The following is a 25,132-nucleotide window of genomic DNA, read 5'->3' on the forward strand; positions in this document are numbered from 1 at the left end:
ATTTGCCCGCATAGCCTTGCAAATCATGCGCGAATGGGCGGATTTCAGCACCGAGGAGGCCGAGGGGCGCACGACCGTGAAGGTCGAAGGGCCGCTGCTCGTCTCCACCATTGGCCATCTCGATCCCGGTTTGCGCGCGCTGGATCAGCCGGTGCACTTCATCGATATTTCCAACGCCTCGCCAATCGATACGGTGGGTGCGTGGGTGATCTACCGCTTCGCCACGGACCAGAATGCCGACATTACCGGCGCCAGCGAACAGGCGGAAATCCTGATCGATGCGGTGGAGCGCAGCGCCAGCAGCGCCGATATTGAACCGCCGCGCCTGCCAATTGTCCCGCGCGTACTGGAAACCACCGGCGGCAAGGTTTTCGAATTTGCCGGCGGCATGCTCAACAATCTGAGCTTCATGGGAGCGATCCTGGTGGCGATGGCGGCAACCATTCGCCATCCGGGCCGTCTTCGCGTGCGCGCACTGGTGCGGCAGATGGAGCTGGTGGGGGTTACTTCGCTGCCGATCATCGGCCTGATGAGCTTCCTGATCGGTATCGTCATTGCCCAGCAGGGCGCGGTGCAGTTGCAGCAGTTTGGCGCAGAAACGCTGACCGTGAACCTGGTGGGCCGCATCACCTTGCGCGAACTGGGCGTGCTGATGACGGCAATCATGGTGGCGGGCCGCTCAGGCTCTGCCTTTGCCGCACAGATCGGCACGATGAAGCTGACCGAAGAGATCGACGCCATGCGCACCATCGGCGTTTCTCCGGTGGAAGCGCTGGTGCTGCCGCGCATATTTGCATCGATTTTGATGATGCCGCTTCTGGGGTTCTATTCGGCTTGCATCGGGATCATCGGCGGCGCGGTGATCGGCGATGTCATGCTGGGCATTCCGTTCCTCACCTTCCTTGCCCGCATTCAGGAAGTGGTGCCGTTGCACGATCTGTATGTCGGCCTGGCCAAGGCACCGGTGTTCGGCCTGATCATCGCGATTTCGGGCTGTTATCAGGGTATGCAGGTCAAGGGTAATGCCGAGGAAGTTGGCCTGCGTACCACCAAGGCCGTGGTGGAGGCGATCTTCATGGTCATCGTGCTGGACGCATTTTTCGCAGTGTTCTTTACCGAGATCGGTTGGGGATGAGCGCTTCGGACCTCCATTTTGACGGCGAGTTTCCGATCGTCATCGAAGGCCTCACCAATGCCTTTGGCGATTTCGTCGTCCACGACGAGATCGACCTGAAGGTCCGCCGCGGCGAAATTCTCGGCGTTGTGGGCGGTTCGGGCACGGGCAAATCGGTGCTGATGCGCAGCATCATCGGCCTGCAGATACCCCGGTGCGGTTCGATCGAGGTGTTCGGGCAGGACATTGTCGCGGCTGAGCCTGACGAGGTGATCGGCGTGCGCAATCGCTGGGGGGTCCTGTTTCAGGGCGGCGCGCTGTTCTCCACGCTGACGGTGGGAGAAAACGTGCAGGTCCCGCTCAAGCAGTTCTATCCGGAGCTGGAGCCGGTGCTGCTGGATGAGATTGCCCGCTACAAGACGGTGATGACCGGCCTGCCTGCCGAAGCGGCGAGCAAATATCCGTCCGAGCTTTCAGGCGGGATGAAGAAGCGCGCCGGCCTCGCCCGTGCGCTGGCGCTGGATCCGGAACTGCTGTTCCTGGATGAGCCGACGGCGGGTCTTGATCCCATCGGTGCCGCCAATTTTGATGAGCTGACGCGCGAGCTGACCGATACGCTGGGCCTGACGGTGTTCCTGATCACCCATGATCTCGATACATTATACGCCATTTGCGACCGGGTGGCCGTGCTGGCAGACAAGAAGGTGATCGGCGTGGGGACGATCCCGGAACTGCTGCAAAGCGACCATCCGTGGATTCAGGAATACTTCAATGGGCCGCGTGCGCGCGCCGCTGTTGCATCGCGTGATCGCGGCAATCGCGCCAAGGGCATGGACAAGCACAGCGATAGGGAGGCATAGCCGCAAGCGATGGAAACACGCGCAAACCATGTCTGGGTCGGAGTTGTCACTCTGGCGCTCATTGCAGCGCTGGCGCTGTTCTTCGTGTGGCTGGCCCGGCTGGGCAATGCTGACCGCAAGGAATATGACATCTTCTTCAACCAGTCGGTGGGCGGTCTTGCCGATGGATCGTCTGTGTCCTTTGCCGGTGTGCCGGTGGGCCAGGTGTCTGACATCGTGCTGTGGGAGAAGGATCCGGAATATGTCCGCGTGCGTATCCGCGTGGAAAATGATGTGCCGATCCTGGTTGGCACCACCGCTTCCATCTCCTTCAGCTTTACCGGCGTTTCCACGCTGAACCTTGATGGTGCGCGCGCCGGTGCGCCCGAGATTACCTGCGAGACCACCGCCTGCCCCGAAGGCGTGCCGGTGATCCCGCCTGCTGGCGGCGCAATCGACGAAATTCTCTCCAGCGCGCCGCTGCTGCTGGAACGGCTGGCCACGCTGACCGATCGGCTGACCCGCGTGCTGGACGATGACAACCAGACCGCGATCAGCGGCATTTTGGCCAACACCAACACGATCAGCCGCGAACTGGCCGATGCCTCTCCTGAAATTCAGCGCACCATGCAGGAATTGCAGGCCACGCTGGCGCAATCGACCCTGACTCTGGCAGCGTTCCAGGACACGCTGGAAAGTGCGGATTCGCTGCTGGAGAATGATGGTGCGACGCTGGCGGCTGAAATGCGCACCACGCTGCAATCGGCGCGCGCGGCTGCCGATACGCTGGAAGTGACCTTGCGCAATGTGGAGCCGTTGACCCGGCAATTGTCGCAGGAAACACTGCCGACCGCGCAGGCAACGCTGAATGATCTGCGCCGCACCAGTGCGACATTGCGCGGCCTGACAGAAACTATCGAGGCCGAAGGCGCCACTTCGATCCTGGGCGCGCGGCCCCTGCCCGAATATCAGCCGTGAGCGCGAGAGGAGCTATGGTAATGCATAACAAGACCATCTTCGGTGCGCTGGGTGCCCTCCTGCTGGCAGGCTGTGTCAGCATTGGCGGCAGCACGGAACCTCCCGAACAGCTGTTGACGCTGACGGCCAGCAGCACTGCTGCGGCCGGATCGACGGCCAGCGGCGACATCTCCACCGCGCTGGCGGTGAGCGAACCTGCCGTGCCGCAGCGCCTCAACGTGGTGCGCGTGCCGGTGCAGGTGGACTCGTCTTCGCTCGCCTATCTGCAGGATGCGGTGTGGGTGGAAAAGCCCGCGCGCCTGTTCCAGCGCGTTCTGTCCGAAACCATCCGGGCGCGCGGTGGCCGGCTTGTGGTTGGCGGGGGAGATCTTGAATTTGCCGCTCCCACGCAGCTAAGCGGGCAATTGCTGGCGATGGATTACATTCCGGCGCGGTCTGCCGTGATCGTGCAATATGAAGCGGTGCTGCGCCTGCCCGATGGCACAGTGCGCACGCAGCGTTTCGAAAGCGAGATCACCGGCGTTGCGCCGACTGCGCTCTCTGTTGCTCCGGCACTGAACAGCGCGGCCAATGATGTGGCGGCGCAGGTGGCGGACTGGGTAGGCTGAAGCCTGCTGTCAGGCTGATCAGGCGCTGTGTGCGGCGCGGGTGAATTCCAGCGCCATGGCGAAGGCCTTTGCCCGCATGTCCCGAACCTTGCGGGCATCCACGTCCCAGCCCCACAGCTGCGCCTGCCAGTCTTCCTCCACATTGGAAGCATCGAACAGCGCCTGCGCATCGGCGCCATCCTCCAGCGCGGCAAGCCCCACGATCAGCGATGCCGCCAGCGCGGTGAGCGTTTGCAGACCGGCCAGCTGGAAAGCGTCCAGCTGTGCCAGCGCGCCTGACAGGCGCCGGGTCGTCTCCTCAGATTGCGGTTCATGGCTGATCCCGCTGACGCGCGGGAAGCTGACGCCGTGGCGCGCCTCGCAGGCGGCAACCAGCGGGTCCCACACGTCTTCCTGACGGGCGAACAGCGCATCTTCCGGATCGGCGCGGTAGCATAGCGTGTCTGTCTGGCTGAAACTGACCAGATTGGCGATGGCCGCATCCGGATCGGCGCGGATGATGTCGATCGCATAATCGGCCATGTCGCGAAACACGAAGCTGCCGGGATCGATCTCCTCCCCCTGCGCGCGCCATTCACCGGCCAGCAGCTCTGCCAATGCCTTGGCGGGCACCACTTGCGGCGCGCCCAGCTGGGTCTTGATCGGGCGCGTGTCGAGAGCGACATGCCAACCCCCGTCTCCACTGTGGATCGATACTTCGGAATAGAAACGCTTCATCACCGCTCGCCGGGACCACCCTTTTCGCTGCTCCACATGCGGGCGAGGATCTGCGGGGTGACGAAAGTCTCCACCAGCCCCAGGCCGATCAGCAGATAGGCGGTCCACTCGGGCAGGCCGAACATGCCCTGCATGACGAGGATGCCAATCAGCACCATGGCCACGCCGGCCATGCGCATGGCGTTGATCATGAAGAAGCGCTGCTTCGCCTTCTGCTCCTGCGTTTCCCTATCCATCCAGCAATTCCTCCAGCTCGCGCGCCGATGCGGCGATGGCTGTTGCCCCCGCGCTGCGCAGTTCGTCCGCCTCATGATAGCCCCAGGCCACGCCGATTGCACCGGTCCCGGCGGCCACGGCGCATTCCATGTCAAACACCGTATCGCCGATCATCACCGTGTTTTCGGGCCGTGCCAGCGCCTCCTCCATCGCGGTGTGGAGCATGGAGGGGTGCGGCTTGGACGGGTGGCGGTCTGCGGTTTGCAGCGTGGTGAAAAAGTCCAGCAGGCCGTTGGTGGCCAGCGTGCTTTTCAGCCCCCGGTCGGATTTGCCGGTGGCAACGCCCAGCATCCAGCCCCTGCCATGCAGTGAGCGGACCAGCTCCGCCATGCCGGGGAACAGCGGTTCATGCAGCGATCCGTCCAGACGGGCGGCGCGAAAGGCCTGCTTGTAGGCTTCCAGCACCACATTCTGCTGGTCCTGCGCAGCACCGGGCGCAAGGCTGCGGATCGCCTGCGGCAGGCTGAGGCCGACGATGCGGCGCACCTGGCCCAGATCGGGCGCGGGCAGGCCGGCCTGCGAAAATGCAATTTCCATCGAACGGCACACTGCCGCCTGACCATCACTCAACGTCCCGTCGCAATCAAACACGGCGAGGCGGATGGTCATGCGTCGCCTCTTTTGGGCCTGCCTGTGGTCCTGGCGGGACGAGCGCTGGGCCTGCTGGTTTTCTGGCCGGTTTTCTGGCCGGTTCTTGGGCCCGATTTGGCTCCTGCCTTGCCGCCTGTCTTTCCGCCCGCTTTGCCACCCGCCTTACCGGCCGCCGCCTTGCCGGGTTTGCCGACAGGCTTGGCCGGTCCGCGACCGCGCGGCGCTTCGGGGCTGCGGCTCTTGCGTTCGCCGCGCCGGGCCTTGCGATATTGCTTGGCGTGCTGGCGGGCGACCTGCTTCTTTTCCGCCGGGGTCTGCTCAGGGCGGCCCTGTTCCGGCTCGGCCGAGCTCATGTTCGGATCGAAGCCGAGCTGTTCCATGCTGGTGGCGAAATGTTCGGGCAGGTTTGCCGTCTCATCGATGACCTCGCCGCCGGGAGCCTCAATGATCAGGCGCCGTGCATGCAGGTGCATCTTGCGGCTGATGGAGCCTGTCAGGAAAGCCGCCGGGCCGCCGTATTTGGCATCGCCGACGATCGGATGGCCGATGGCGGCCATATGCACGCGCAACTGGTGGGTGCGGCCGGTCAGCGGCTGCAATTCCACCCATGCAGCGCTGTTTCCGGCGCGATCCACCACCCGGTACAATGTCTTGGCTGCCTGTCCGCCGTGGGTGTCGACGTGCATCTTCTCCCCGCCGGAGCCGGGCTGCTTGGCCAGTGGCGCATCGATCGTGCCTTCATGCACTTCGGGCACGCCCACCACCAGAGCCCAATAGATCTTCTTGGCGCTGCGACCGGCAAATCGCTTGGAGAAAAAGGCCGCGCTGCCCGGAGAGCGAGCCACCAGTAATATACCCGATGTATCCTTGTCCAGCCGGTGGACCAGACGCGGGCGCGGTTCGTCCTCCTCGGCATAGGCGTCCAGCAGGCCGTCCACGTGCTTGGTGGTCTTGGTTCCGCCCTGCGTGGCAAGGCCGGGGGGTTTGTTGAGCACCAGCGCGCTCTTGCTGCGGCGGATCAGCATGGCCTCTGCCTGCCGTTCTTCCTCCGCGGTCAGTTCCTGCCGCTGCCTGACATTGCCCTTGATCTCTTCTCCGCCGGGCGGAACGCGTACGTTCTGGCCGGTGGCGAGCCGGTCTTCCGGCTTCACCCGCTTGCCGTCCACGCGCAGCTGGCCGGTGCGCGCCCAGCGCGAAACCGTGCCAAAGCCGATTTGCGGCAGATGGCGCTTGAACCAGCGATCCAGCCGGACACCGTCATCATCGGCATCGACAATGAACTGGCGAACCTTGTTGTCCTGACCCGTGTTGTCCCGACCGTTGTTGCCCTGACCGTCCTGATCCCGGTCGTTCGGGTTATATCCCTGCGTCATGCCTGCAACCGCATGACGATCAGGCCGACATAGAGGGCCGAAAGGCCGCCCAGCAGCGAAATGGCGGCATAGAGGAAGGCGTGGCTGGTCTGGCCACGCTCTATCAGCAGCATCATTTCAAGGCTGAAGGCGGAAAAAGTGGTGAAGCCGCCCAGCAGGCCAACGCCCACTGCCAGGCGGATATGATCGCCCCCCTGGCCGTGGCGGGCCAGCCATCCGGCCAGCAGGCCCATGGCCAGGCTGCCAGCGATATTGACGATCAGCGTTGCCCATGGAAAGGTCATCACGGCCTGCACACCCATGACATGGGTAATCAGCCGTCCGGCCTGATAACGCAGCAATGCCCCGATGCCGCCGCCAAAGGCGACCAGCAGCGAGGCCTGAAATTGTGGAGTAGCACTCATGGCGGCATCCCTTAGACGCATGGCGTGAAGAGCGAAAGCCATTAGCCGCGCTTGCCTTGTGCACCGATTTGGCATAATGCGCGCCGCAGAGAGCCGGTCCGTAAGGGATTCGGCCGATTTTTCATTTGTTTTATAGCAGGTGCATCCCGCGCCGATCGCTCGCGGGCTCTGACTGTTTTGAGATTAGAAAAGGTGGCTTAGGTTTATGCAGATCATCGTCCGCGACAACAACGTCGAACAGGCCCTGCGCGCGCTCAAGAAGAAGCTGCAGCGTGAGGGGGTGTATCGCGAGATGAAGCTGCGTCGCCATTACGAAAAGCCCAGTGAAAAGCGTGCCCGCGAAAAGGCTGCTGCCGTGCGCCGCGCCCGCAAGCTGGACCGCAAGCGGGTTGAGCGCGACGGCGGACGCTAAGGCGTCGCCGGGCTTGAACCTTTCGCAAAGCTAAGACAAACGGGGCGCGGGGATATTTTCTCCGCGCCCTTTCTTTACCAGATCCCTTTTCAGATCAGGACGACACATGGCCGAAGTAACCCGCGTACCGTTGCAGCCCATTGCCAAGGGCTCGATGATGAAATTCTGGCTCGGCATGCTGGTGGGCATCGTGCTTGCCGGCAGCGTCGCCTGGTTTACCTCGCGTCCGGCCAGCGTTTCTGTTGACACGATCACTGCGGGCGAGGGTGAAAGCCCCACCGAAACGGACGTGGTGTTCGTCCATTACACCGGCAAGCTGGAAGACGGCACCGTGTTCGACCAGTCGCAGGACGCCAACTGGCCGGTTCCGGGCATATTGCCTGACGGCACGCCCCTGCCGCTGGACCGGATGATCCCCGGCTTCAAGGAAGCGCTGATGCAGATGCAGCGCGGCGGGTCCTACAAGGTCGAGATTCCTTCCGAGCTTGGTTATGGCGCAACGCCGCAGCCCGGTTCGCCCATTCCGCCCAATGCGGACCTGACTTTCGACATCGAGCTGGTCGATTTCATGTCGCCCGATGAAGCTGAGCAGCGCTATCAGTCCATGCTGCAGGCGCTGGAACAGCAGCAGCCCGCCGAAGGCGCGGCGCAGGCCGATGTGCCGCCAGCCGGATAATCGATGACCGAAGGGGAGGCTCCGGCAGCCCGGGCGGCACAGGTCAGCGCACAGGCCAACGCGCAGGCGCCCCTGTCCGACTGGCTGCCGCTCCCCTGGATACTGGCGGGCCTGCTGGCACTGGCGGGCCTGCTGATCTATTTCCTGACGGACGGCCATGAAACCCGGCCGCTGAATGCGGCCATCACGGCCTTCATCTTCTTCGGATCGATCTGCGCGGCCTTTTCCATTGGCCAGGACCGCGTGCGAGAGCCGGCCATTTTCGCAGTGCTGGCGGGTCTGGTCATGGCCGGTCTTACCTATAACGCCGTGGTCATGCAGGATCACATGGCGGGTGCCGAATTCGGCTTTGCCGCCGGTGTCTTCGCATCGATAATCGCTCTGCCGCTGTTTCAGGCCGGGTTCCACCGCACGCGGTTCGCCACCGAATATCGCATCACCCATTTCCACGTCTGGACCGATGCCGTCAGTTCGGCAGGTGCGCTGGCCTTTACCGGGCTCAGCTGGATCATGCTGGTCCTGCTCAACGGCCTGCTGGACCTGGTCGGTATCGACCTGATCAGCACGCTGATGGACAAGGACTGGTTCGCCCTGATGTGGAGCGGCGGCGCATTTGGCGCGGCGCTGGGCGTGCTGCGCAACAACCTCAAGATCATCGGCTCGCTGCAATCGGTGGTGCTGATGGTGCTGTCCCTGCTGGCGGTTCCTCTGGCGCTGGCGCTGGTGGTGTTTCTTGTCGCGCTGCTGGCATCGGGCGGCCAGGCGCTGTGGGATGCTACCGATGCGGCCACGCCGGTATTGCTGGCCTGCGCGCTGGGCAGTTACGTGCTGGCCAATGTCATCATCCGTGATGAGGATGAGGCCCGCAGCCCCAACCGCATCATGCGAATCACCTCTCTGGTGCTGGCCGCGGGCATTCTGCCGCTGGCAGTGTTCGCGGCGATTTCCATGGGTATCCGCATCGATCAGTACGGGCTTGCTCCCGAACGGATATGGGCGCTGGTGACGATCATCATCGCGGTCGCCTATGGCCTCGCCTATTGGGTCGGTCTGGTGCGCGGGCGCAAGGCGCGCTGGACCGCATTCCTGCGCCGCGCCAACCTCCACCTTGCGGCCGCGACTTGCGTTGCGGCACTGATCCTGGCCCTGCCGATCCTCGATTTCGGCGGGATTTCCGCGCGCAATCAGGTGGCGCGGCTGGAGGCGGGCAGGGTCACGCCGCAGGAATTCGACTATGCCGCGCTGCGCTGGGACTTTGGTGATGCGGGGCGCGAAGTGCTGGCTGATCTGGCGGCGGGCGAGGGCGAGGTGGCGCAGCTGGCCCTTGCCGCGCAGGCGCAGACGGAGCGGCCCTATTCTCCCATGCGCCGGGCTTCTGCAGAAGGGTTTACCGGCAAATTGCGCGTCCAGTCGGACGATCCCACATTGCGGCCTATCGTGCTGGCTTTCCTGCAGTTCGAACCCTGGCAGTGCGGTGAGATCTGCGTCGCTGTCGATCTGGGCATGGACGATCAGGGGCGCCGCGATGTGGCGTTCGTTCAGGCCCATGGCTATCAGCGTGTCCTGATCGATGAGGAAGGCAATGGCCGTCCGTTCAACGAGCAATCGCCCGATGAACGACAGCCACTGACGCTGGATTCGGTAATCGAGGTCAGGGACGAGGTGAGCCGCCATATCTATCTCGACGGCAGGCGTATCGGCCCTCCGCTGGTCGACGCGGCAGTGACGGAGCCTGCGGAAGTTCCCTTGATCGCAGTTCCGCCTGCCGAATAGCTTGAAGCTCCGCCCCCGCGCCGCTAGTGCGCTGACATGTCTGTAACCCGTGAACAAGTGGCGAAAATCGCCGCACTGGCGCGCATCAATGTGGACGAGAAGGATCTCGACCACATGGTGCCCGAATTCAACAATATCCTCGCCTGGGTGGAGCAGCTGGGAGAGGTCGATACCTCTGCGGTTGAGCCGATGACTGCGGTCATCCCCATGCCGCAGCGGCTGCGCGATGACGTGGTCGATGCCGATCCGCTGACAGGCGGCGGCAAGCGCGATGCCATCCTGGCCAATGCCCCCGCTGCCGAACACGGATTTTTCGGCGTGCCCAAGGTGATCGAATAATGACCAGTCTCACCAATCTTGGCGTCAAGGCCATTGCCGATGGCGTGGCCGGCGGAGAGTTTACTGCGGTTGAAGTGGCAGAGGCGTTCAATGCCAATGTCGCTGCGGCGGCGGCGCTCAATGCCTTTATCGTCACCACCCCCGAACACGCGATTGCAGCAGCTGAAAGGGTCGATGCAGACCGCGCTGCGGGCAAGGCGCTGGGCCTGATGGCCGGCGTGCCGATCGGCATGAAGGACCTGTTCGCCACCAAGGGCGTACAGACCACGGCAGCCAGCCACATCCTCGAAGGCTTCGTGCCCCAGTATGAAAGCACCGTCTCCCAGAAATTGTGGGATGCGGGCGCGGGCATGCTGGGCAAGCTGAACCTTGACCAGTTCGCCATGGGCTCCAGCAACGAGACGAGCTATTTCGGCGATGTTGCCAACCCCTGGCGGCGCAACGACGGTGGCAATGCCAAGCTGGCACCGGGCGGCAGTTCGGGCGGGTCCTCCGCAGCAGTCGCGGCGCGTCTCGCCCCGGCGGCAACCGGCACCGATACGGGCGGTTCCATCCGCCAGCCTGCGGCCTTCACCGGCATTTCGGGCATCAAGCCGACCTATGGCCGCTGCTCGCGCTGGGGCATTGTCGCCTTTGCCAGCAGCCTCGATCAGGCAGGCCCGATGGCCCGCAGCGTCGAAGATTGCGCGATCATGCTGGAGGCGATGGCGGGTTTCGATCCCAAGGATTCGACCAGCCTCGACATGCCGGTGCCGAACTGGTCCACCGCGCTCAACGGTGACCTGCGTGGCAAGAAGGTCGGCATTCCGCGCGAATACCGGATGGACGGCACCGATGCCGATATCCTCAAGAGCTGGGAAGATGGGATTGCCTGGCTCAAGGATGCAGGTGCAGAGGTTGTCGATATCAGCCTGCCGCACACCAAATATGCGCTGCCCGCCTATTACATCGTCGCGCCGGCAGAAGCCTCGTCCAACCTCGCGCGCTATGACGGCGTGCGTTATGGCCTGCGCGATCTGCCAGAGGGTGCAGGCCTGCAGGATATGTATGCCGCCACCAGAGCCGCCGGTTTCGGTGACGAGGTAAAGCGCCGCATATTGATCGGCACCTACGTGCTCAGCGCCGGGTTCTATGACGCCTATTACACGCAGGCGATGAAGGTCCGCACGTTGATCCAGCGCGATTTCGATGCAGCCTTTGCGCAGGTTGACGTGATCTTGGCGCCGACCACGCCCACCGCAGCTTTCGGGCTGGGTGAGAATGTGGACGATCCGCTGGCGATGTATCTCAATGACGTGTTCGCCGTGCCCGCATCGCTGGCAGGTCTGCCGGCGATGAGTGTTCCTGCCGGCCTCAACTCGCAGGGCCTGCCGCTTGGCCTGCAGCTGATCGGCAACCGATTTGACGAACAGGGCGTGCTGAACGCCGGATTGGCGATTGAGAGCCGGGCCGGATTCACAGCGCAGCCCGAGAAGTGGTGGTAGATTGGCAGCCAGCCTGAAACGCTGAACTGACCCTTATTCCTGGGCTGGCTGCACCAATGCTGCGCTGCAATAAAACATCTTGCGTTGATGCTCGATTGTTGCGACTCAACGCACGGCGGCGTCACAGGAGATGGCCATGGCTCTGCAGAGGTTGACGTCCAAAGCGCCGAAGAACGAAACGCGTTTCCAGGCGCTCGATGCGCTGCGTGGTCTCGCCGCCGTAGCCGTGGTCTTCTTCCACATAGACGATTTTGGCCTGATTGCCGGGCTTCCCTTCTTTCGCGAGGCACGGCTGTTTGTCGATTTCTTCTTCGTGCTTTCCGGCTTCGTGATCGCCTGTGCCTATGGTGAGAGGATCGCTGGGGGATATTCACGCGGGGCGTTTCTGTGTCTCCGCTTCTTCAGGATCTATCCGCTGCATCTGGTGATGGTGCTGATTTATCTGTTCATGGAGCTGGCCTTGATCCGGCCTGTCCTGGGTGAATCGCACGATCTTTTCTACCTCGTGCGCGCGCTGTTCATGCTCGATGGGTTCTGGCCCAGTGCGGACAATTACTTCAGCACCGTCAGCTGGTCCCTGTCGGTTGAATTTGTTGCCTATCTCATTGCCGCCCTGCTGTTCGGTTCAGGGCGAAAAGGCATCGCCGTGGCTGTTTTCCTGGTCGCCACGGCCAGCATCTGTCTGGCCTTTTCAATCAATGTGATCGGGTTCGGCCAGCTGCTTCAAAGAGGGATCGTTGGCTTTGGCACCGGTACGCTGGTCTTCGCCATATGGCAGCGTTATCGGTTGGTGGTTTCCGACATGGTTGCAACCATTGTTGAAGCGCTGGTGCTGCTTTCGGTCTTCCTGCTGCTCTCATATCCGCCCGCAGGGGACTTCAGGTTCCTGGCCTGTGTTCCCTTGTTCGCGATGATGGTGTTCATCTTTGCGCATGAGCAAGGTCTGTTCTCGCGGCTGCTGCTGACGGCACCCATGCTGGCTGTCGGTGCATGGTCCTATTCCATCTACATGGTCCACCTGTTCATCATTTCCAGCATCAATCGCGCTGCGGAACAGATCTTCCTGCGGTTGGGATGGACTGATCTCCTGCGGGAAGAAGGGCTTACCTATGGCCTTCGCGCGATGGACCTGGGGCCGCTGATGAATACGGCATTGAGTTTGGCCGTGTGCCTGATTGCGATTCTGGTTGGTTCGCAAACGTTCAAATATATCGAGGAACCCTGGCGCCTCTATGGCAAGAAGCTTGTGAAAGAGCGCATGGCACGTTCCGGTGGAGCGGCACAGGCAGGCTAGGTTCAATTGGACGCCGCAGATCGCCCCACATCAATAAATTTGCTGCCAAGCCCTCTTCCGGTGCGCGCTCTGCGGCCTTATGGAGCATGACATGAGCAATTATCGTATCCAGGGTGCCACCGGCGAATGGGAGATCGTGGTCGGTCTCGAAGTTCATGCGCAGGTCACCAGCCATGCCAAGCTGTTCTCCAGCGCGTCCACCGCTTTCGGGGCGGAGCCCAATTCGCAGGTCAGTCTGATAGATGCGGCGATGCCGGGCATGTTGCCTGTGCCCAACCGCGAGTGCATCCGCCAGGCGGTGCGCACGGGCATGGCGATAGAGGCGCAGATCAACAAATGGTCGCGTTTTGACCGCAAGAACTACTTCTATGCCGATCTGCCGCAGGGCTATCAGATCAGCCAGCTGTACCACCCCATCGTGGGGAAGGGCGCGCTGACGATCGAGGCCGATGAAAAGGCCGGCATTCCGGTGGACAAGGTTATCGGGGTCGAGCGCATTCACGTGGAGCAGGATGCGGGCAAGCTGATGCATGACCAGCACCCCACCATGTCCTATGTCGATCTCAACCGCACGGGCGTGGCGCTGATGGAAATCGTCAGCGATCCGGACATGACCTCGCCTGCCGAGGCGGGTGCCTATATCCGCAAATTGCGCGCCATCCTGCGCTATGTCGGCAGCTGCGACGGCAATATGGAGGAAGGCTCCATGCGCGCGGACGTGAACGTTTCTGTGCGCAAGGTTGGCGATCCCAATCTGGGCACGCGCACGGAAACCAAGAACGTCAACTCGGTGCGCTTCGTGATGCAGGCGATCGAGCATGAGGCGCAGCGCCAGGTCGATGTGCTGGAAGATGGCGGGAAGATCGTGCAGGAAACGCGCCTGTTCGATCCGGGCACGGGCACCACGCGGTCCATGCGCAGCAAGGAAGATGCGCACGACTATCGCTATTTCCCCGATCCGGACCTGCTGCCGCTGGAACTGGACGATGCGTTCCTGGAAGAATGCCGCGCCTCTCTGCCCGAACTGCCCGATGCCAAGCGCGCGCGCTACACCGGTGAGCTGGGCCTGACGGACTATAATGCGCGTGAACTGACGGCGGAGGTGGAAACCTTCGCCCGCTTCGAAACGCTGCTGGCCGCCACCGCGCAGGCCATCGGCAAGAGCGAGGCCAAGGTCGCCACGCAGGTCGCCAACTGGTCGCTCTCCGTCGCGCCGGGCGTGATGAAGGCGCTGGGCGATGAAGCCGATCCCGCCCATGCCACCGCGCAGGCGCAGGCGGCCATCCTGACCATGCAGGATGCAGGCGAGATCAGCGGCGGCCAGGCCAAGGAAATCTACGAAATCGTACTCAAGACCGGCCGCGCGCCGGACGAGATTGCCGATACCGAAGGCCTCAAGCAGCAGAGCGACACCGGCGCCATTGAGGCGGTGATCGATGACGTGCTCGCCGCCAACCCCGACAAGGTCGAGGAATATCGCGGCGGCAAGGACAAGCTGTTCGGCTTCTTCGTGGGCCAGACGATGAAGGCCATGCAGGGCAAGGGCAATCCGGCGGTGGTCAACCAGATCCTGAAGGCGAAGCTGGGGTAGCGTTCGCGCCGCGCCATGACCGCAACCATGCCCGGCACCATGTCCATCGTCCTCGTGACGCCGGAAATCCCCGGTAATACCGGAGCGATGGGGCGCACGTGCGTGGCGCTGGATATGGAACTGATCCTGATCCATCCGCTGGGTTTTGAGCTGACGGAGAGCCGGGTGAAGCGTGCCGGGCTGGATTACTGGAAGCATGTGCGGCTGGTGGAATTCGCCAGCTGGGAGGACTTCATCGCAGCGCGCTGCCCGCGCGAAGACCAGCTGTTCCTGTTCGAGGAATATGGCGCGCAGTCGTTCTACGATCCCGACTATCCCGAAGATGCCTATCTGGTGTTCGGGCGGGAAACCACCGGCCTGCCGCCGGAGATTACCCGGCCCTGGCAGCACCGGATATTCAACCTGCCGATGCGGTCAGAGCATATACGCTCGCTCAATATGGCGAATACGGCGACAGCGGTCGCCTATCAGGCGCTGCGGCAGCAGTACAAGGGCTGAGCCCTGACGCGGGGCGAGGGCAGAGGACCAGGGCGGGGGCCTTACAGTTCCTCCGCATCCAGATAGGTCACATCCATGCCCAGCGTGGCGATCTGCTCGTCAATCTGCGCGCGATCACCCACCACCACGATGGTGAGCGCGCGCGGGTGCAGATATTGCGTGGCAGCGGCGTTGATCGCATTGGCATCGATGGCCCGGTAGATTGACGGCAGGCTCTCCTGATAATCGTCCGGCCGATCCAGCAGATCATTGCCGAGCAGCGCAGCCAGCACCTGGCCATTGGTCTCAAAGCGATTGGGCAGGCCGCGGATATTGCCATCGGTCACGCGCTGCAATTCCAGTTCATCCACCGGACGCTGCGCCGGAAATGCCTCCAGCTGCTCCAGGATCACGCGGATCGAATCTGCCGTGCGATCAGATTGCACAGCGGTGGATACAGTGAAGCTGGTGCTCGCCAGACGCGGGGCGATGGAGGATCGCACGCCATAGGTCCAGCCGCGTGTCTCACGCAGATCGTCATTGAGGCGCGAAAGGAAGCCGTTGCCGATTACCTCATTGGCCAGTTCCAGCGCTTCTGTCCCTCTGTCTGTGCCCTTGAGGGGCAGCAGGCGGCCCAGCAGCAGCACCGATTGCGGAGAATTGGGGCGGTCAATCACTACCAGCCGCGCTTGCGCAGGCGGTGTCGGCTGGTTGATGGCCTTGGCCGGGGGCGGGGCGGCAGGGGCCGTCCAGCTGCCAAAGGCCTGATTGAGAAGCGGCAGCAGTTCGGCCATGTCGATATCGCCCACCACGGTGAACTTTGCCAGATCCGGGCGGAACCATTCGGCATGTTCGGCGCGCAGCATCTGCGGTGTCAGCTGTTCGATCACGTCATAGTCGCCAATGGTGGCGGCCATCGCATAGGGATGGTCCGGTCCGTACAGCAGCGGGCCGAGCGCGCGTGTAGCCAGCGATCCGGGCGATGTGCGCTCATCCTCGATCTCTGCCAGACGCTGGCCCTGCACGCGGGCAAAGGCATCGTCGGCAAAGCTGGGGTTGAGCGTGACATCGGCCATCAGCTCCAGCGATTGCGGCAAATTGCTGGTCAGCGAGCTGAGGTAGACGCGGCTGGCATCGACACCGGTCGACGCGGAAATGCTGGCGCCCAGTTCCTCCTGCTCGATCACGATGTCCAGCGGCCCGCGCGTTGCGGTGCCTTCGGTCAGCATGTCCATCATCAGTTCGTGCTTGCCTGCCTCAGCGCGGGCATCGACGGACGATCCTGCATCCAGCGAAAGCGCGATAGTGACCAGCGGCACGGTGGAGCGCTGCACCAGTTCCACCTCTATGCCGTTGGCGAGCCGTGCGCGCCGGGCATCGGGGAATTCCAGGTCCGACACATCCGCCACATCGGGTATGGCGCGCGGAGGGCCGGTGCGCTGCGCGGTGACGCCGCCGCCTGCATCGGGTGCGCGGGATGGCACGGTCGCTTCATCACCCCAGCCGCCCATCAGCGCGCCGTCCAGTGTGCGCTCTCCGGGCACCACCACCAGCGTATAGGCGGGGCGGGTCATCCAGCGCTGCATGGCATCGCGCACTTCGGCAGGGGTCAGCGCGGCGATACGCTGCAAGTCCTTGCGGTAGAATTCAGGATCGCCGGTGTAGAGCAGGCTTTCCGCAAGCTTCGCACCCTTGCCGTCCATCCCGCCCACGCGTTCCAGCCCGCCAAGCTGGCCGGAGATCAGCTGCGTGGCCGCGCGCGAGATTTCCTCGGTGGTGGGCCCTTCTGTGATCAGGCGCTCAATCTCTGCATTGAACAGCGCTTCGGCTGCTTCGCGGTCAGCGCCCGGTGCAAGGTCGAAGTCGGCCGAGATGAAGCTGATCTGCTCATGTGCCTGCGTTCCGGCGGAAACCCGCGTCGCCAGCTCCTCGCCATAGACCATCGCATTGTCGAGGCGCGAGGAATACAGGCCGCCGAGGATATAGGTCCCAACCTGCAAGGGTACGGAATCGGGATGGGTCATGCCGGGGCCAGTCCAGTTGCGCGATACCCGCACCTGGCTGACCTGATCGGCCATTTCCTCATAGATCGGTTCGGCCAGCGTCACCGGCTCAGCCGCCACGGGCGGCACATCGGGGCCGCGCGGAATATCGCCAAACCAGCGTTCCACGGCAGCGCGGGCGGTGGCGACATCGATATCGCCCGCCAGCGCCAGCACCACGTTATTGGGTCCGTAATTGTTGGTGAACCAGCTGCGCACATCCTCCAGCGATGCTGCGGACAGATCCGCCATCGATCCGATGGTCGCGTGGCGATAGGGGTGGCCCACGGGCAAGAGCCGGTCATTCACGCTATATTCGGCCAGAGCGTAAGGTTGATTGTCACCCTGGCGCTTTTCATTCTGCACCACGCCGCGCTGGCGATCGAGGTCTTCCTGCGTCACCGCGCCGAGCAGATAGCCCATGCGGTCGGATTCCATCATCAGCGCCCGGTCGAGCGCGCCAGTCGGCAAGGTTTCGACATAGTTGGTGCGATCATACCAGGTGGAGCCATTGGTGGGGGTGGAGCCGGCACCCTCCATCGGGATGTCGAAATTCTCCACATTCTCACTGCCGTTGAACATGATGTGTTCGAACAGATGGGCAAAGCCGGTGCGGCCGCGCGGTTCATTCTTGGAACCGACGCGGTAATATGTGGTCACGCCCACAATGGGGGATTTGCGATCGGTATGGACGATCACCGTCAGACCGTTGGCCAGCGTGAACGTCTCATAAGGAATGTCGATCTGGGCAACGAGGCCGGACAGATCGCCTGCTGCCAGATTGCTCGCTCCCTGTTCGCTGGCCGTCGCCGGGGCGGAGATGACCGGAGGAGCCGCAACTGGCGCAGTACATGCGGCCAGAAGGGCGAAGGGCAGGAAGGCGGAGAGAATGCGAGCTGGTTTCATCTGCATCTACTAGCACAGCAAATATGCTTTTGAAGTGCTGATTGATCCGGATCAGTGCCCATCGGTGCGGGTTGGCCCACTAATCACCCCAGCAGGGGTTGCATTGCGTCATCGCCTACCGATTTAATGCAATAACACACCTGAATTTGTATCCGGATTTGCCAAGGGGGCTTGTGTTGCAAATTGGCAACACTATCTTGAAGCAAATTAGAATTGAGGGCCTGTTATGAACCTGGAAAAATTTACCGACCGCGCCAAGGGTTTCCTGCAAAGCGCGCAGACCGTTGCCATTCGCAACAGCCACCAGCGGATCAGCACGGAACATCTGCTGAAAGCGCTGCTGGAGGATAATGAAGGCATGGCCGCCGGGCTGATCCAGCGTGCCGGTGGCAATGCCGCGCTGGCCGTGACTGAGATCGACAAGGCGCTGGCCAAGATTCCGGCCGTTTCGGGCGGCGGAGCCCAGCAGACCCCCGGCCTCGACAATGATGCCGTGCGCGTTCTCGATCAGGCAGAGCAAGTGGCCGAGAAGGCGGGTGACAGCTATGTCACCGTGGAACGCCTGTTGCTGGCACTGGTGCTGGCCAAGACCACCGTGGCAGGCAAGGCGCTGGCCGCGGCCAATGTCACCGCAGAGGCGCTGAACAGCGCCATCAATGAACTGCGCAAGGGCAAGACCGCCGATACCGCCAGCGCCGAAAACGCCTATGACGCGATGAAGAAATACGCCCGCGACCTGACCGAGGCTGCGCGCGAGGGCAAACTGGACCCGGTGATTGGCCGCGATGAGGAAATCCGCCGCACGGTGCAGATTCTCGCTCGCCGCACCAAGAACAATCCCGTCCTGATCGGCGAGCCCGGCACCGGCAAGACCGCCATTGCCGAAGGGCTGGCGCTGCGCATTGCCAATGGCGATGTGCCGGACAGCCTGAAGGATCGCTCGCTGATGTCGCTCGATCTTGGATCGATGATCGCCGGCGCGAAATATCGCGGCGAGTTCGAGGAGCGGCTGAAGGCCGTTCTGGACGAGGTGAAGGGCGCAGACGGCCAGATCATCCTGTTTATTGACGAGATGCACACGCTGATCGGCGCTGGTGCCTCCGAAGGATCGATGGATGCGGGCAATCTGCTCAAGCCGGCGCTCGCCCGCGGGGAGCTGCATTGCATCGGCGCGACCACGCTCGACGAATATCAGAAATATGTCGAAAAGGACGCCGCCCTCCAGCGCCGCTTCCAGCCGGTGTTCGTGGATGAGCCGAGCGTGGAGGACACCATTTCCATCCTGCGCGGCATCAAGGAAAAGTACGAGCTGCACCACGGCGTGCGCATTACCGATGCGGCGATCGTGGCGGCAGCACAGCTGTCCGAACGCTATATCTCCAACCGCTTTCTGCCCGACAAGGCGATCGACCTGATGGACGAGGCCGCCAGCCGCATCCGCATGGAAGTGGAAAGCAAGCCGGAGGAAATCGAAGGCCTGGACCGCCGCATCATCCAGCTCAAGATCGAGGAATCGGCGCTGGGCAAGGAAAGCGATGCGGCATCCAAGGATCGCCTTGCGACCCTGCGCGAGGAACTCGCCAATCTTGAGCAGCAATCGAGCGAGCTGACCACCCGCTGGCAGAACGAGCGTGACAAGATCCATGCCGAGGGCAAGCTCAAGGAAGAGCTGGACCAGGCGCGGATCGAACTCGAACAGGCCCAGCGCACGGGCGACCTGGCCAAGGCGGGTGAGCTTTCATACGGCCGCATCCCGGAACTCGAAAAGGCGCTGGTCGCTGCGTCCCAGACCACCGAGAATGCGCTGCTGCGCGAAGAGGTGACCGAAGACGATATCGCCGCCGTGGTCAGCAAGTGGACCGGCATTCCGGTCGACAAGATGATGCAGGGCGAGCGCGACAAGCTGCTGAAGATGGAAGAGGTCATCGGCAAGCGGGTGATCGGGCAGGATCAGGCCGTGGTGGCCGTGTCCAAGGCGGTGCGCCGCGCGCGCGCAGGCCTGCAGGACCCCAACCGTCCGCTCGGCTCCTTCCTGTTCCTGGGCCCGACGGGCGTGGGCAAGACCGAGCTGACCAAGGCGCTGGCCGAATTCCTGTTCGACGATGACAGCGCGATGGTCCGCATCGACATGTCGGAATTCATGGAAAAGCATGCGGTGGCCCGGCTGATCGGCGCGCCCCCGGGCTATGTCGGCTATGAAGAAGGCGGTGTGCTGACCGAAGCCGTGCGGCGCAGGCCCTATCAGGTGGTGCTGTTCGACGAGGTGGAGAAGGCCCACAGCGACGTGTTCAACGTGCTGTTGCAGGTGCTGGACGATGGCCGGCTGACGGACGGGCAAGGCAGGGTGGTCGATTTCTCGAACACGCTGATCATCCTGACGTCAAACCTTGGCAGCCAGTATCTCTCCAGCCTGACCGACGACCAGAAGGTGGAAGATGTCGAACCGCAGGTTATGGAAGTGGTGCGCGCGCATTTCCGCCCCGAATTCCTCAACCGGCTGGATGAGATCATCCTGTTCCATCGCCTGGGCATGGAGCACATGGCCCCGATCGTGACGATCCAGGTCGGCCGGGTGCAAAAGCTTCTGAAGGATCGCAAGATCACCATCAACCTGTCCGATGCAGCGCTGCGCTGGCTTGGCCGGGTGGGCTATGATCCGGTCTATGGCGCGCGGCCATTGAAGCGGGCGGTGCAGAAATACCTGCAGGACCCGCTGGCCGACATGCTGCTGGCGGGCAAGATACCCGATGGCTCAACGGTAACGATCGATGAAGGTGACGGCGCACTGAAGATGAGCGTCGCCTGACACAGGACAGACGCGTGAGACAGGAGAGGGCCGGGAAGCGATTTCCGGCCCTTTTCACGTCATTCGTAACCCAGGAACTTGCGCAGGCCGGGCGCTGCATATTCGATAAGCCGCTTGTGCTCATCACCCAGAACCTTGGGCACAAGGTCGGCGCGGCCGGTCAGCTTCTCGCTGGCGGTGGAGCTTTGCTTGCGGTCGGAACCGATGCGCACACGCTCCCGCCAGTCATCGGGCACCTTGGGCAGGCCGGCGGCCGCGAACAGGTCCATGAAGAAAGTCTCTGACTCGTCGCTGTCGAGGTTCTTGATCGCCTTGATCAGATCCTCGTAGCGTACGAGCTTGGAATCGCCGCAATTCATCCAGGCGACGCCCATGTAGGTGAACATCTCCTGCATCGACAGCGATGACTTGTGGATGCCGAAAATCATCAGATTGATCAGTGAATCGACCGGCAGGTTCTCGTTCTTCACGATCACCTTCTCATCGCCGAATTCATCCGACAGGAAGAAGCGAGCGCGGGCCAGCACCCAGCTATGCGGATCGCGCACCAGGATCAGCTTGCGCGGGACCGATGCTTCCAGCGCGCTGATATCGGAGAACAGCAGGTGCCCCCAGCTCAGCAGGTTGCGGTTGGGATTGAACGCCTCGACATGCTTCTTGAGATTGGCGAACTGCACGAACTGGTCGGCATAGTGATCCTCCAGCGGCACGAACATGCGGAAGATGTTGCGCAGCAGGTGCGAGCCTGACTTGGGAATGGAGTTGAGAAACAGCGAGCGTTCAAGCGGTATCTGCTCGAACTTCTTGTTTTCCTCATTCAGCGTGTCTTGCTTCAGGCGGATCGTGACCATGGTTTTTCCCGAATTCTGGATTTGTTTATCGCGGATAAACGAAGGGCGGCGGGTTTGTCACCCGCCGCCCCACATTTCCTGAGCTTCGCTGCTGATCAGTAGCGAATGTTGAGGTTCACGAAGGCGCGACGACCAAGCAGGTCATACTGCGACTGGAAGGCACCCAGGCCGAACTGCGTAATACCATCACCGCCAACGTTGGAGGTGCGCGGCGGACGGACGTCGGTGAGGTTCGAGATACCAGCGGTAATCTCGAAGTTGTCACCGATTTCACGCGTCACCGACACGCTGTGGTAGAACTTGGCCGACTGCGTCAGGTCCAGACATACCGGGTTCGGGTAGGTCGTGAACTGGTAGCAGAGGTTGCCGCCCGCATCGACGCCGTTGTTGTCGACGTAGTCCTGAATGTCATCGGTGGCACCGATCACGTCCAGGCCATAGAACAGCGACCACGGACCGGTGTCCAGCTGGACGCGGAAGTCGCCAACGAACCGGGGCTCGCCAGATTCGCCATTGCTGTCCTCAAACGATCCGGGGAACAGTTCCACAACGTCCGTGGTCTGCCAGGTCATCTGGCCCTGAATGGTCAGGGTCACGTCACCAGCGAAATCATGGACGAGACGCGCGGTCACGTCGACGCCGTGGTTTTCCTGACGAGCAACGTTGAGGAAGTCATCGGTGATGAAGGCAACGTTGGCAGGCAGACCCGAGTTACGACGCGGGTCACCCAAGGGAAGATCCTGGTTACGTGCGAACAGGTCACACAGAGGCTCTTCCGGGAAGAAGTCCGAACCGTAACAGGCTGCCAGCACGTTGAAGCCACCCAGCTGGGCGATTTCATCGTTCACTTCGATTTCGAAGTAATCGACAGCCAGGCTGACCTGCGTGTTGGGCAGGAAGTCCAGCGTGGGCTCAAAGATCGCACTGACGGTCCATGCGGTCGATGTCTCGGGGTCGAGACGGCCAACCTGGCCACCGGTGAAGATCGTTGCACTGATGCCCTGGCCCAGGTGGTTCGGGCCAACACCGTCAGCCGCACAGTTATCTGCGAACTGCTGGGTGATTGCGCCTTCATCAAGGTTACGCTGCCACTGGATACACGGGTCAACAACACGCTGGCCAAGCGACGAGGTCTGGTCGGCCAGGAACTGTTCGAACAGTGCCGGAGCACGGAACGACGTACCGTAGGTGCCGCGAACACGGAACCAGTCAGTCAGTTCCCAGTCAGCACCCAGCTTGTAGGTGAAGTTGCCGTTGTCGCTATCCGACTGGCCATCAACCGTACGGCGCGCGCTCACGTTGGTGAGACGACCGGCAGCGGTGAGGGTGAAGGATTCGATGAACGGAATGTCCGACAGAAGCGGCAGCGAGATTTCGCCGAAAGCTTCCTTGGTCTGCACCCGGCCAGCCGTACGGCCAGCAGTGGTCACGCTCCATGCGTTGGCGTTCTGCGTGATGTAGCCGGGGTTATCGTCGATCGTGTCTTCACGATACTGGACACCCAGAGCCAGACCAAGCGGGCCGCCCGGCAGTTCGAAAACTTCGCCGCTGACGATGGCTTCAACATACTTCTGTTCGTAAACAGTGTTGCCGGTTTCCGTGCCGAACAGGAAGTTCACTTCTTCCGGAGTGAACTCACCAGCCAGGAAATACGGATCGAACAGACGCACATCTACGCAGGGACGCTCGTAAGGAGTGCCCGCACCGACCGTGGTGCCTTCGCACAGGTCGGACAGGTAGTAGTTATAGTCCAGGATGGAGTCGTTGAAGGTCTGGACCTGCGAATAATCACCGTCCGAACGCGACCACTGACCATAGATGTCATAGCCCCAGTTGTCCGAGATATCGCCACGAACGCCGAGCACGCCGCGCATGTAGTCCACTTCCTGCCAGCTATCGAACTGGTCGGTGTAGGCGGTGGGGCTGAACACGGCATAGCCGGACCAACCCTGTGCACTGGGACGCGGATCGCCCGCGAAGCCGCCTTCATACAGGTAGCCATCGTAGTAATAGGAGTAATCGAAGGTTTCGCCGTAGCCGAAGCCCCAGATCTGACGCGATGCGTTCACGTAGTTCTTGCGCTTGTTGTACAGGAACTCGCCATACAGCTCCATGTTGGAGGTCAGCTCATAGGCACCGTCAACATACACCGTGTAACGGTCCGTCTGCGGGATGACCGTGTCGAAATCCATCAGCGGGTGGTAGTTGTTGGTAACCGCAGCGCCTGCAACCGAGTTGCTGACGTTGTACCAGCCCGGAGGCGTGCCGATCTGGCCGGCGAACTGCACCGGACCATTGGGAGTGACGGTGGCACCCAGGTTGTCACCCGGATAGTCGTACTGCAGCAGAACCGAGCTGAAACCGCCCGGGCTGTTGGGAATGTTGGTGGTGCCGTCGGCGGAACCAAGGTCGGCGCCGTCATAGGTCCACACGTGGCCCCAGGTGATGTCGCTCTCGCCATTACAGGCAAACTGGCCGGTACGCGGATCGATCAGGTCGGCGCGCGATGTGAGCGTGGTGTCGGTGAACACATAGGCTTCCGGGCAGCCGAGATAATCGCGGTCGCCGCGAGTCAGCTCGTTACGGCGATAGTAGTTGACCGACGCCAGGATGTGGCCGCGATCAAAAGTGGTGCCCCAGGTTGCTGAAGCAGACCAGGATTCGCCACCGGATTCGAAAGGAACCGAGCCGAAGAAATCAAACTCGACACCGTCAGTGTCGGTCTTGGTGATCAGGTTGACCACGCCGGCAACGGCGTCAGAACCGTAGATCGACGAAGCGCCGTCCTTCAGGATGTCCACGCGCTGGACGATGGACTGCGGCAGGACGTTGAGGTCGAATGCCGAAACGGCACCGCGGGTACCGGCTGGCCCGGCACGGCGACCGTTCAGCAGCACCAGCGTACGCTCGGCACCAAGGCCACGCAGCGAGATCGTCTGGGCGCCCGAACCGCCATTGGTGACGAAGTTCGAGGAGATCGCCGAGGTGATCTGCGAAGAACCGGCAGCAATCGGTGAGCCCTGGATCATTTCGCCGGTATCCATCAGGCCCTTGCGGACTGCGATTTCCGGGTCAACGACCGTCAGCGGTGCAGGAGAGCTGAACTCGTCACGACGAATGCGCGAACCGGTGACGAAAATCATGTCACCCTGGCTGGCGGTGGATGCGGCAGGTGCCTCATCATCTTCGGCGTCGGTGATCAGAACATCCTCGGCGTCTTGCGCGAGAACAGGGTTCGCGGCGAGAGCCACGGAAAGCGCGATGGGCGCACTAGCGCCCCTCAATGCGGATCGAAATGTCACAGGTCAGTCCCCACTATGCGGCCGAATATTGGCCTGGAAATTGGATGTACCCCCTGATCGCTTAGTGTCCCCGGGCGACCAGAAGGGGATAGCACGGTGCTGCTAGCTGACGTGCTTGAAGGTAGAACTGGTTTCAATTCCAATCATACTTCTTCTCGAGATTGTTGCAGTCCTGTTGCAGTTTCACCACATATTCGTTTCAGAGCTGTTAACTGCCATTGCTTGACCCTGTGAGTGGCCCCGCTAGGACCTCCTGAACCGGGCCGCACAGGCGGCTTT

At 62.2% G+C, this 25,132-nt stretch carries 21 protein-coding genes; 13 read left to right on the forward strand and 8 right to left on the reverse strand.

Features of this window, described 5'->3' with window-relative positions; genetic code table 11:
* Window positions 1-25 precede the first annotated feature (25 nt).
* Genes ABDZ98_RS14065 through ABDZ98_RS14080 form a run of 4 tightly spaced genes read left to right on the forward strand, consistent with a single transcriptional unit; the run spans window position 26 to window position 3,539 of the window.
* Window positions 26-1,135, forward strand: a complete 1,110-nt coding sequence (locus ABDZ98_RS14065) for an MlaE family ABC transporter permease (protein ID WP_160591422.1) — start codon at window positions 26-28, stop codon at window positions 1,133-1,135.
* Complete coding sequence (locus ABDZ98_RS14070; protein WP_160591424.1) at window positions 1,132-1,974, forward strand: ABC transporter ATP-binding protein; 843 nt, start codon at window positions 1,132-1,134, stop codon at window positions 1,972-1,974. Before ABDZ98_RS14065 ends, ABDZ98_RS14070 begins: the two co-directional genes overlap by 4 nt.
* 9 nt (window positions 1,975-1,983) lie before the next feature.
* Complete coding sequence (locus tag ABDZ98_RS14075; RefSeq protein WP_160591426.1) at window positions 1,984-2,931, forward strand: MlaD family protein; 948 nt, start codon at window positions 1,984-1,986, stop codon at window positions 2,929-2,931.
* A gap of 20 nt (window positions 2,932-2,951) precedes the next feature.
* A complete protein-coding gene (locus tag ABDZ98_RS14080; RefSeq protein WP_160591428.1) occupies window positions 2,952-3,539 on the forward strand; it encodes an ABC-type transport auxiliary lipoprotein family protein in 588 nt (195 codons plus the stop codon).
* 18 nt (window positions 3,540-3,557) lie between these two features.
* Here ABDZ98_RS14080 and ABDZ98_RS14085 read toward each other — a convergent pair whose 3' ends face one another.
* Genes ABDZ98_RS14085 through crcB form a run of 5 tightly spaced genes read right to left on the reverse strand, consistent with a single transcriptional unit; the run spans window position 3,558 to window position 6,900 of the window.
* Window positions 3,558-4,256, reverse strand: coding sequence for an ATP12 family chaperone protein (locus tag ABDZ98_RS14085; RefSeq protein WP_160591430.1), 699 nt, complete (start codon window positions 4,254-4,256; stop codon window positions 3,558-3,560).
* Entirely contained in the window at window positions 4,256-4,492 is a 237-nt protein-coding gene (locus ABDZ98_RS14090; RefSeq protein ID WP_160591432.1) for a hypothetical protein, read from the reverse strand. The genes ABDZ98_RS14085 and ABDZ98_RS14090 overlap by 1 nt, the downstream gene beginning before the upstream one ends.
* Window positions 4,485-5,141, reverse strand: coding sequence for an HAD-IA family hydrolase (locus ABDZ98_RS14095; RefSeq protein ID WP_202386008.1), 657 nt, complete (start codon window positions 5,139-5,141; stop codon window positions 4,485-4,487). Before ABDZ98_RS14095 ends, ABDZ98_RS14090 begins: the two co-directional genes overlap by 8 nt.
* Window positions 5,138-6,496, reverse strand: a complete 1,359-nt coding sequence (locus ABDZ98_RS14100) for an RluA family pseudouridine synthase (RefSeq protein ID WP_160591434.1) — start codon at window positions 6,494-6,496, stop codon at window positions 5,138-5,140. Before ABDZ98_RS14100 ends, ABDZ98_RS14095 begins: the two co-directional genes overlap by 4 nt.
* Complete coding sequence (gene crcB, locus ABDZ98_RS14105; RefSeq protein WP_160591436.1) at window positions 6,493-6,900, reverse strand: fluoride efflux transporter CrcB; 408 nt, start codon at window positions 6,898-6,900, stop codon at window positions 6,493-6,495. The genes ABDZ98_RS14100 and crcB overlap by 4 nt, the downstream gene beginning before the upstream one ends.
* Window positions 6,901-7,105: 205 nt before the next feature.
* Here crcB and rpsU point away from each other — a divergent pair, with 205 nt between their 5' ends.
* The 8 genes from rpsU (at window position 7,106) to ABDZ98_RS14145 (ending at window position 14,967) form a co-directional block, all read left to right on the forward strand.
* The gene (gene rpsU, locus ABDZ98_RS14110; protein WP_160591438.1) at window positions 7,106-7,312 is read left to right on the forward strand and encodes a 30S ribosomal protein S21; all 207 of its coding nucleotides are present in this window, start codon (window positions 7,106-7,108) and stop codon (window positions 7,310-7,312) included.
* 106 nt (window positions 7,313-7,418) lie between these two features.
* A complete protein-coding gene (locus ABDZ98_RS14115; RefSeq protein ID WP_160591440.1) occupies window positions 7,419-7,988 on the forward strand; it encodes an FKBP-type peptidyl-prolyl cis-trans isomerase in 570 nt (189 codons plus the stop codon).
* Between the two features lie 3 nt (window positions 7,989-7,991).
* Entirely contained in the window at window positions 7,992-9,761 is a 1,770-nt protein-coding gene (locus ABDZ98_RS14120) for a DUF4153 domain-containing protein (RefSeq protein ID WP_160591442.1), read from the forward strand.
* 36 nt (window positions 9,762-9,797) lie between these two features.
* Entirely contained in the window at window positions 9,798-10,100 is a 303-nt protein-coding gene (gene gatC / locus ABDZ98_RS14125; RefSeq protein WP_160591444.1) for an Asp-tRNA(Asn)/Glu-tRNA(Gln) amidotransferase subunit GatC, read from the forward strand.
* Window positions 10,100-11,584, forward strand: coding sequence for an Asp-tRNA(Asn)/Glu-tRNA(Gln) amidotransferase subunit GatA (gatA, locus tag ABDZ98_RS14130; RefSeq protein ID WP_160591446.1), 1,485 nt, complete (start codon window positions 10,100-10,102; stop codon window positions 11,582-11,584). Before gatC ends, gatA begins: the two co-directional genes overlap by 1 nt.
* A gap of 136 nt (window positions 11,585-11,720) precedes the next feature.
* Complete coding sequence (locus ABDZ98_RS14135; RefSeq protein ID WP_160591448.1) at window positions 11,721-12,878, forward strand: acyltransferase family protein; 1,158 nt, start codon at window positions 11,721-11,723, stop codon at window positions 12,876-12,878.
* Between the two features lie 91 nt (window positions 12,879-12,969).
* A complete protein-coding gene (gene gatB, locus ABDZ98_RS14140) occupies window positions 12,970-14,469 on the forward strand; it encodes an Asp-tRNA(Asn)/Glu-tRNA(Gln) amidotransferase subunit GatB (protein ID WP_160591450.1) in 1,500 nt (499 codons plus the stop codon).
* 15 nt (window positions 14,470-14,484) lie between these two features.
* Window positions 14,485-14,967: a tRNA (cytidine(34)-2'-O)-methyltransferase gene (locus ABDZ98_RS14145; protein ID WP_237437484.1), complete on the forward strand. Its 483-nt coding sequence runs from the start codon at window positions 14,485-14,487 to the stop codon at window positions 14,965-14,967.
* A gap of 41 nt (window positions 14,968-15,008) precedes the next feature.
* Here the strand turns inward: ABDZ98_RS14145 and ABDZ98_RS14150 are convergent, their stop codons facing one another.
* On the reverse strand, window positions 15,009-17,900 hold the full coding sequence (locus ABDZ98_RS14150) for an insulinase family protein (RefSeq protein WP_160591452.1): 2,892 nt from the start codon (window positions 17,898-17,900) through the stop codon (window positions 15,009-15,011).
* A 220-nt stretch (window positions 17,901-18,120) separates the two neighbouring features.
* Between ABDZ98_RS14150 and clpB the strand changes: the two genes are divergently transcribed.
* Entirely contained in the window at window positions 18,121-20,700 is a 2,580-nt protein-coding gene (gene clpB / locus ABDZ98_RS14155; protein ID WP_160591454.1) for an ATP-dependent chaperone ClpB, read from the forward strand.
* 59 nt (window positions 20,701-20,759) lie between these two features.
* On the opposite strand, the gene ABDZ98_RS14160 is transcribed toward clpB, so the two are convergent.
* Both ABDZ98_RS14160 and ABDZ98_RS14165 read right to left on the reverse strand, forming a co-directional pair.
* Window positions 20,760-21,551 carry a hypothetical protein gene (locus ABDZ98_RS14160; protein WP_160591456.1) on the reverse strand — a complete coding sequence of 264 codons (792 nt, stop codon included), beginning with the start codon at window positions 21,549-21,551 and terminating at the stop codon, window positions 20,760-20,762.
* A 95-nt stretch (window positions 21,552-21,646) separates the two neighbouring features.
* Window positions 21,647-24,802, reverse strand: coding sequence for a TonB-dependent receptor domain-containing protein (locus tag ABDZ98_RS14165; protein ID WP_160591458.1), 3,156 nt, complete (start codon window positions 24,800-24,802; stop codon window positions 21,647-21,649).
* Between the last annotated feature and the right edge of the window lie 330 nt (window positions 24,803-25,132).

Source organism: Alteraurantiacibacter aestuarii, assembly GCF_039523595.1.
Lineage (GTDB): Bacteria > Pseudomonadota > Alphaproteobacteria > Sphingomonadales > Sphingomonadaceae > Alteraurantiacibacter > Alteraurantiacibacter aestuarii.

Excerpts from the sequence above, each read along its gene's own strand:
- ABDZ98_RS14065 (WP_160591422.1), top strand. The coding sequence starts at position 26 with ATGCGCGAATGGGCGGATTTCAGCACCGAGGAGGCCGAGGGGCGCACG.
- ABDZ98_RS14070 (WP_160591424.1), top strand. The coding sequence starts at position 1,132 with ATGAGCGCTTCGGACCTCCATTTTGACGGCGAGTTTCCGATCGTCATC.
- ABDZ98_RS14075 (WP_160591426.1), top strand. The coding sequence starts at position 1,984 with ATGGAAACACGCGCAAACCATGTCTGGGTCGGAGTTGTCACTCTGGCG.
- ABDZ98_RS14080 (WP_160591428.1), top strand. The coding sequence starts at position 2,952 with ATGCATAACAAGACCATCTTCGGTGCGCTGGGTGCCCTCCTGCTGGCA.
- ABDZ98_RS14085 (WP_160591430.1), bottom strand. The coding sequence starts at position 4,256 with ATGAAGCGTTTCTATTCCGAAGTATCGATCCACAGTGGAGACGGGGGT.
- ABDZ98_RS14090 (WP_160591432.1), bottom strand. The coding sequence starts at position 4,492 with ATGGATAGGGAAACGCAGGAGCAGAAGGCGAAGCAGCGCTTCTTCATG.
- ABDZ98_RS14095 (WP_202386008.1), bottom strand. The coding sequence starts at position 5,141 with ATGACCATCCGCCTCGCCGTGTTTGATTGCGACGGGACGTTGAGTGAT.
- ABDZ98_RS14100 (WP_160591434.1), bottom strand. The coding sequence starts at position 6,496 with ATGACGCAGGGATATAACCCGAACGACCGGGATCAGGACGGTCAGGGC.
- crcB (WP_160591436.1), bottom strand. The coding sequence starts at position 6,900 with ATGAGTGCTACTCCACAATTTCAGGCCTCGCTGCTGGTCGCCTTTGGC.
- rpsU (WP_160591438.1), top strand. The coding sequence starts at position 7,106 with ATGCAGATCATCGTCCGCGACAACAACGTCGAACAGGCCCTGCGCGCG.
- ABDZ98_RS14115 (WP_160591440.1), top strand. The coding sequence starts at position 7,419 with ATGGCCGAAGTAACCCGCGTACCGTTGCAGCCCATTGCCAAGGGCTCG.
- ABDZ98_RS14120 (WP_160591442.1), top strand. The coding sequence starts at position 7,992 with ATGACCGAAGGGGAGGCTCCGGCAGCCCGGGCGGCACAGGTCAGCGCA.
- gatC (WP_160591444.1), top strand. The coding sequence starts at position 9,798 with ATGTCTGTAACCCGTGAACAAGTGGCGAAAATCGCCGCACTGGCGCGC.
- gatA (WP_160591446.1), top strand. The coding sequence starts at position 10,100 with ATGACCAGTCTCACCAATCTTGGCGTCAAGGCCATTGCCGATGGCGTG.
- ABDZ98_RS14135 (WP_160591448.1), top strand. The coding sequence starts at position 11,721 with ATGGCTCTGCAGAGGTTGACGTCCAAAGCGCCGAAGAACGAAACGCGT.
- gatB (WP_160591450.1), top strand. The coding sequence starts at position 12,970 with ATGAGCAATTATCGTATCCAGGGTGCCACCGGCGAATGGGAGATCGTG.
- ABDZ98_RS14145 (WP_237437484.1), top strand. The coding sequence starts at position 14,485 with ATGACCGCAACCATGCCCGGCACCATGTCCATCGTCCTCGTGACGCCG.
- ABDZ98_RS14150 (WP_160591452.1), bottom strand. The coding sequence starts at position 17,900 with ATGCAGATGAAACCAGCTCGCATTCTCTCCGCCTTCCTGCCCTTCGCC.
- clpB (WP_160591454.1), top strand. The coding sequence starts at position 18,121 with ATGAACCTGGAAAAATTTACCGACCGCGCCAAGGGTTTCCTGCAAAGC.
- ABDZ98_RS14160 (WP_160591456.1), bottom strand. The coding sequence starts at position 21,551 with ATGGTCACGATCCGCCTGAAGCAAGACACGCTGAATGAGGAAAACAAG.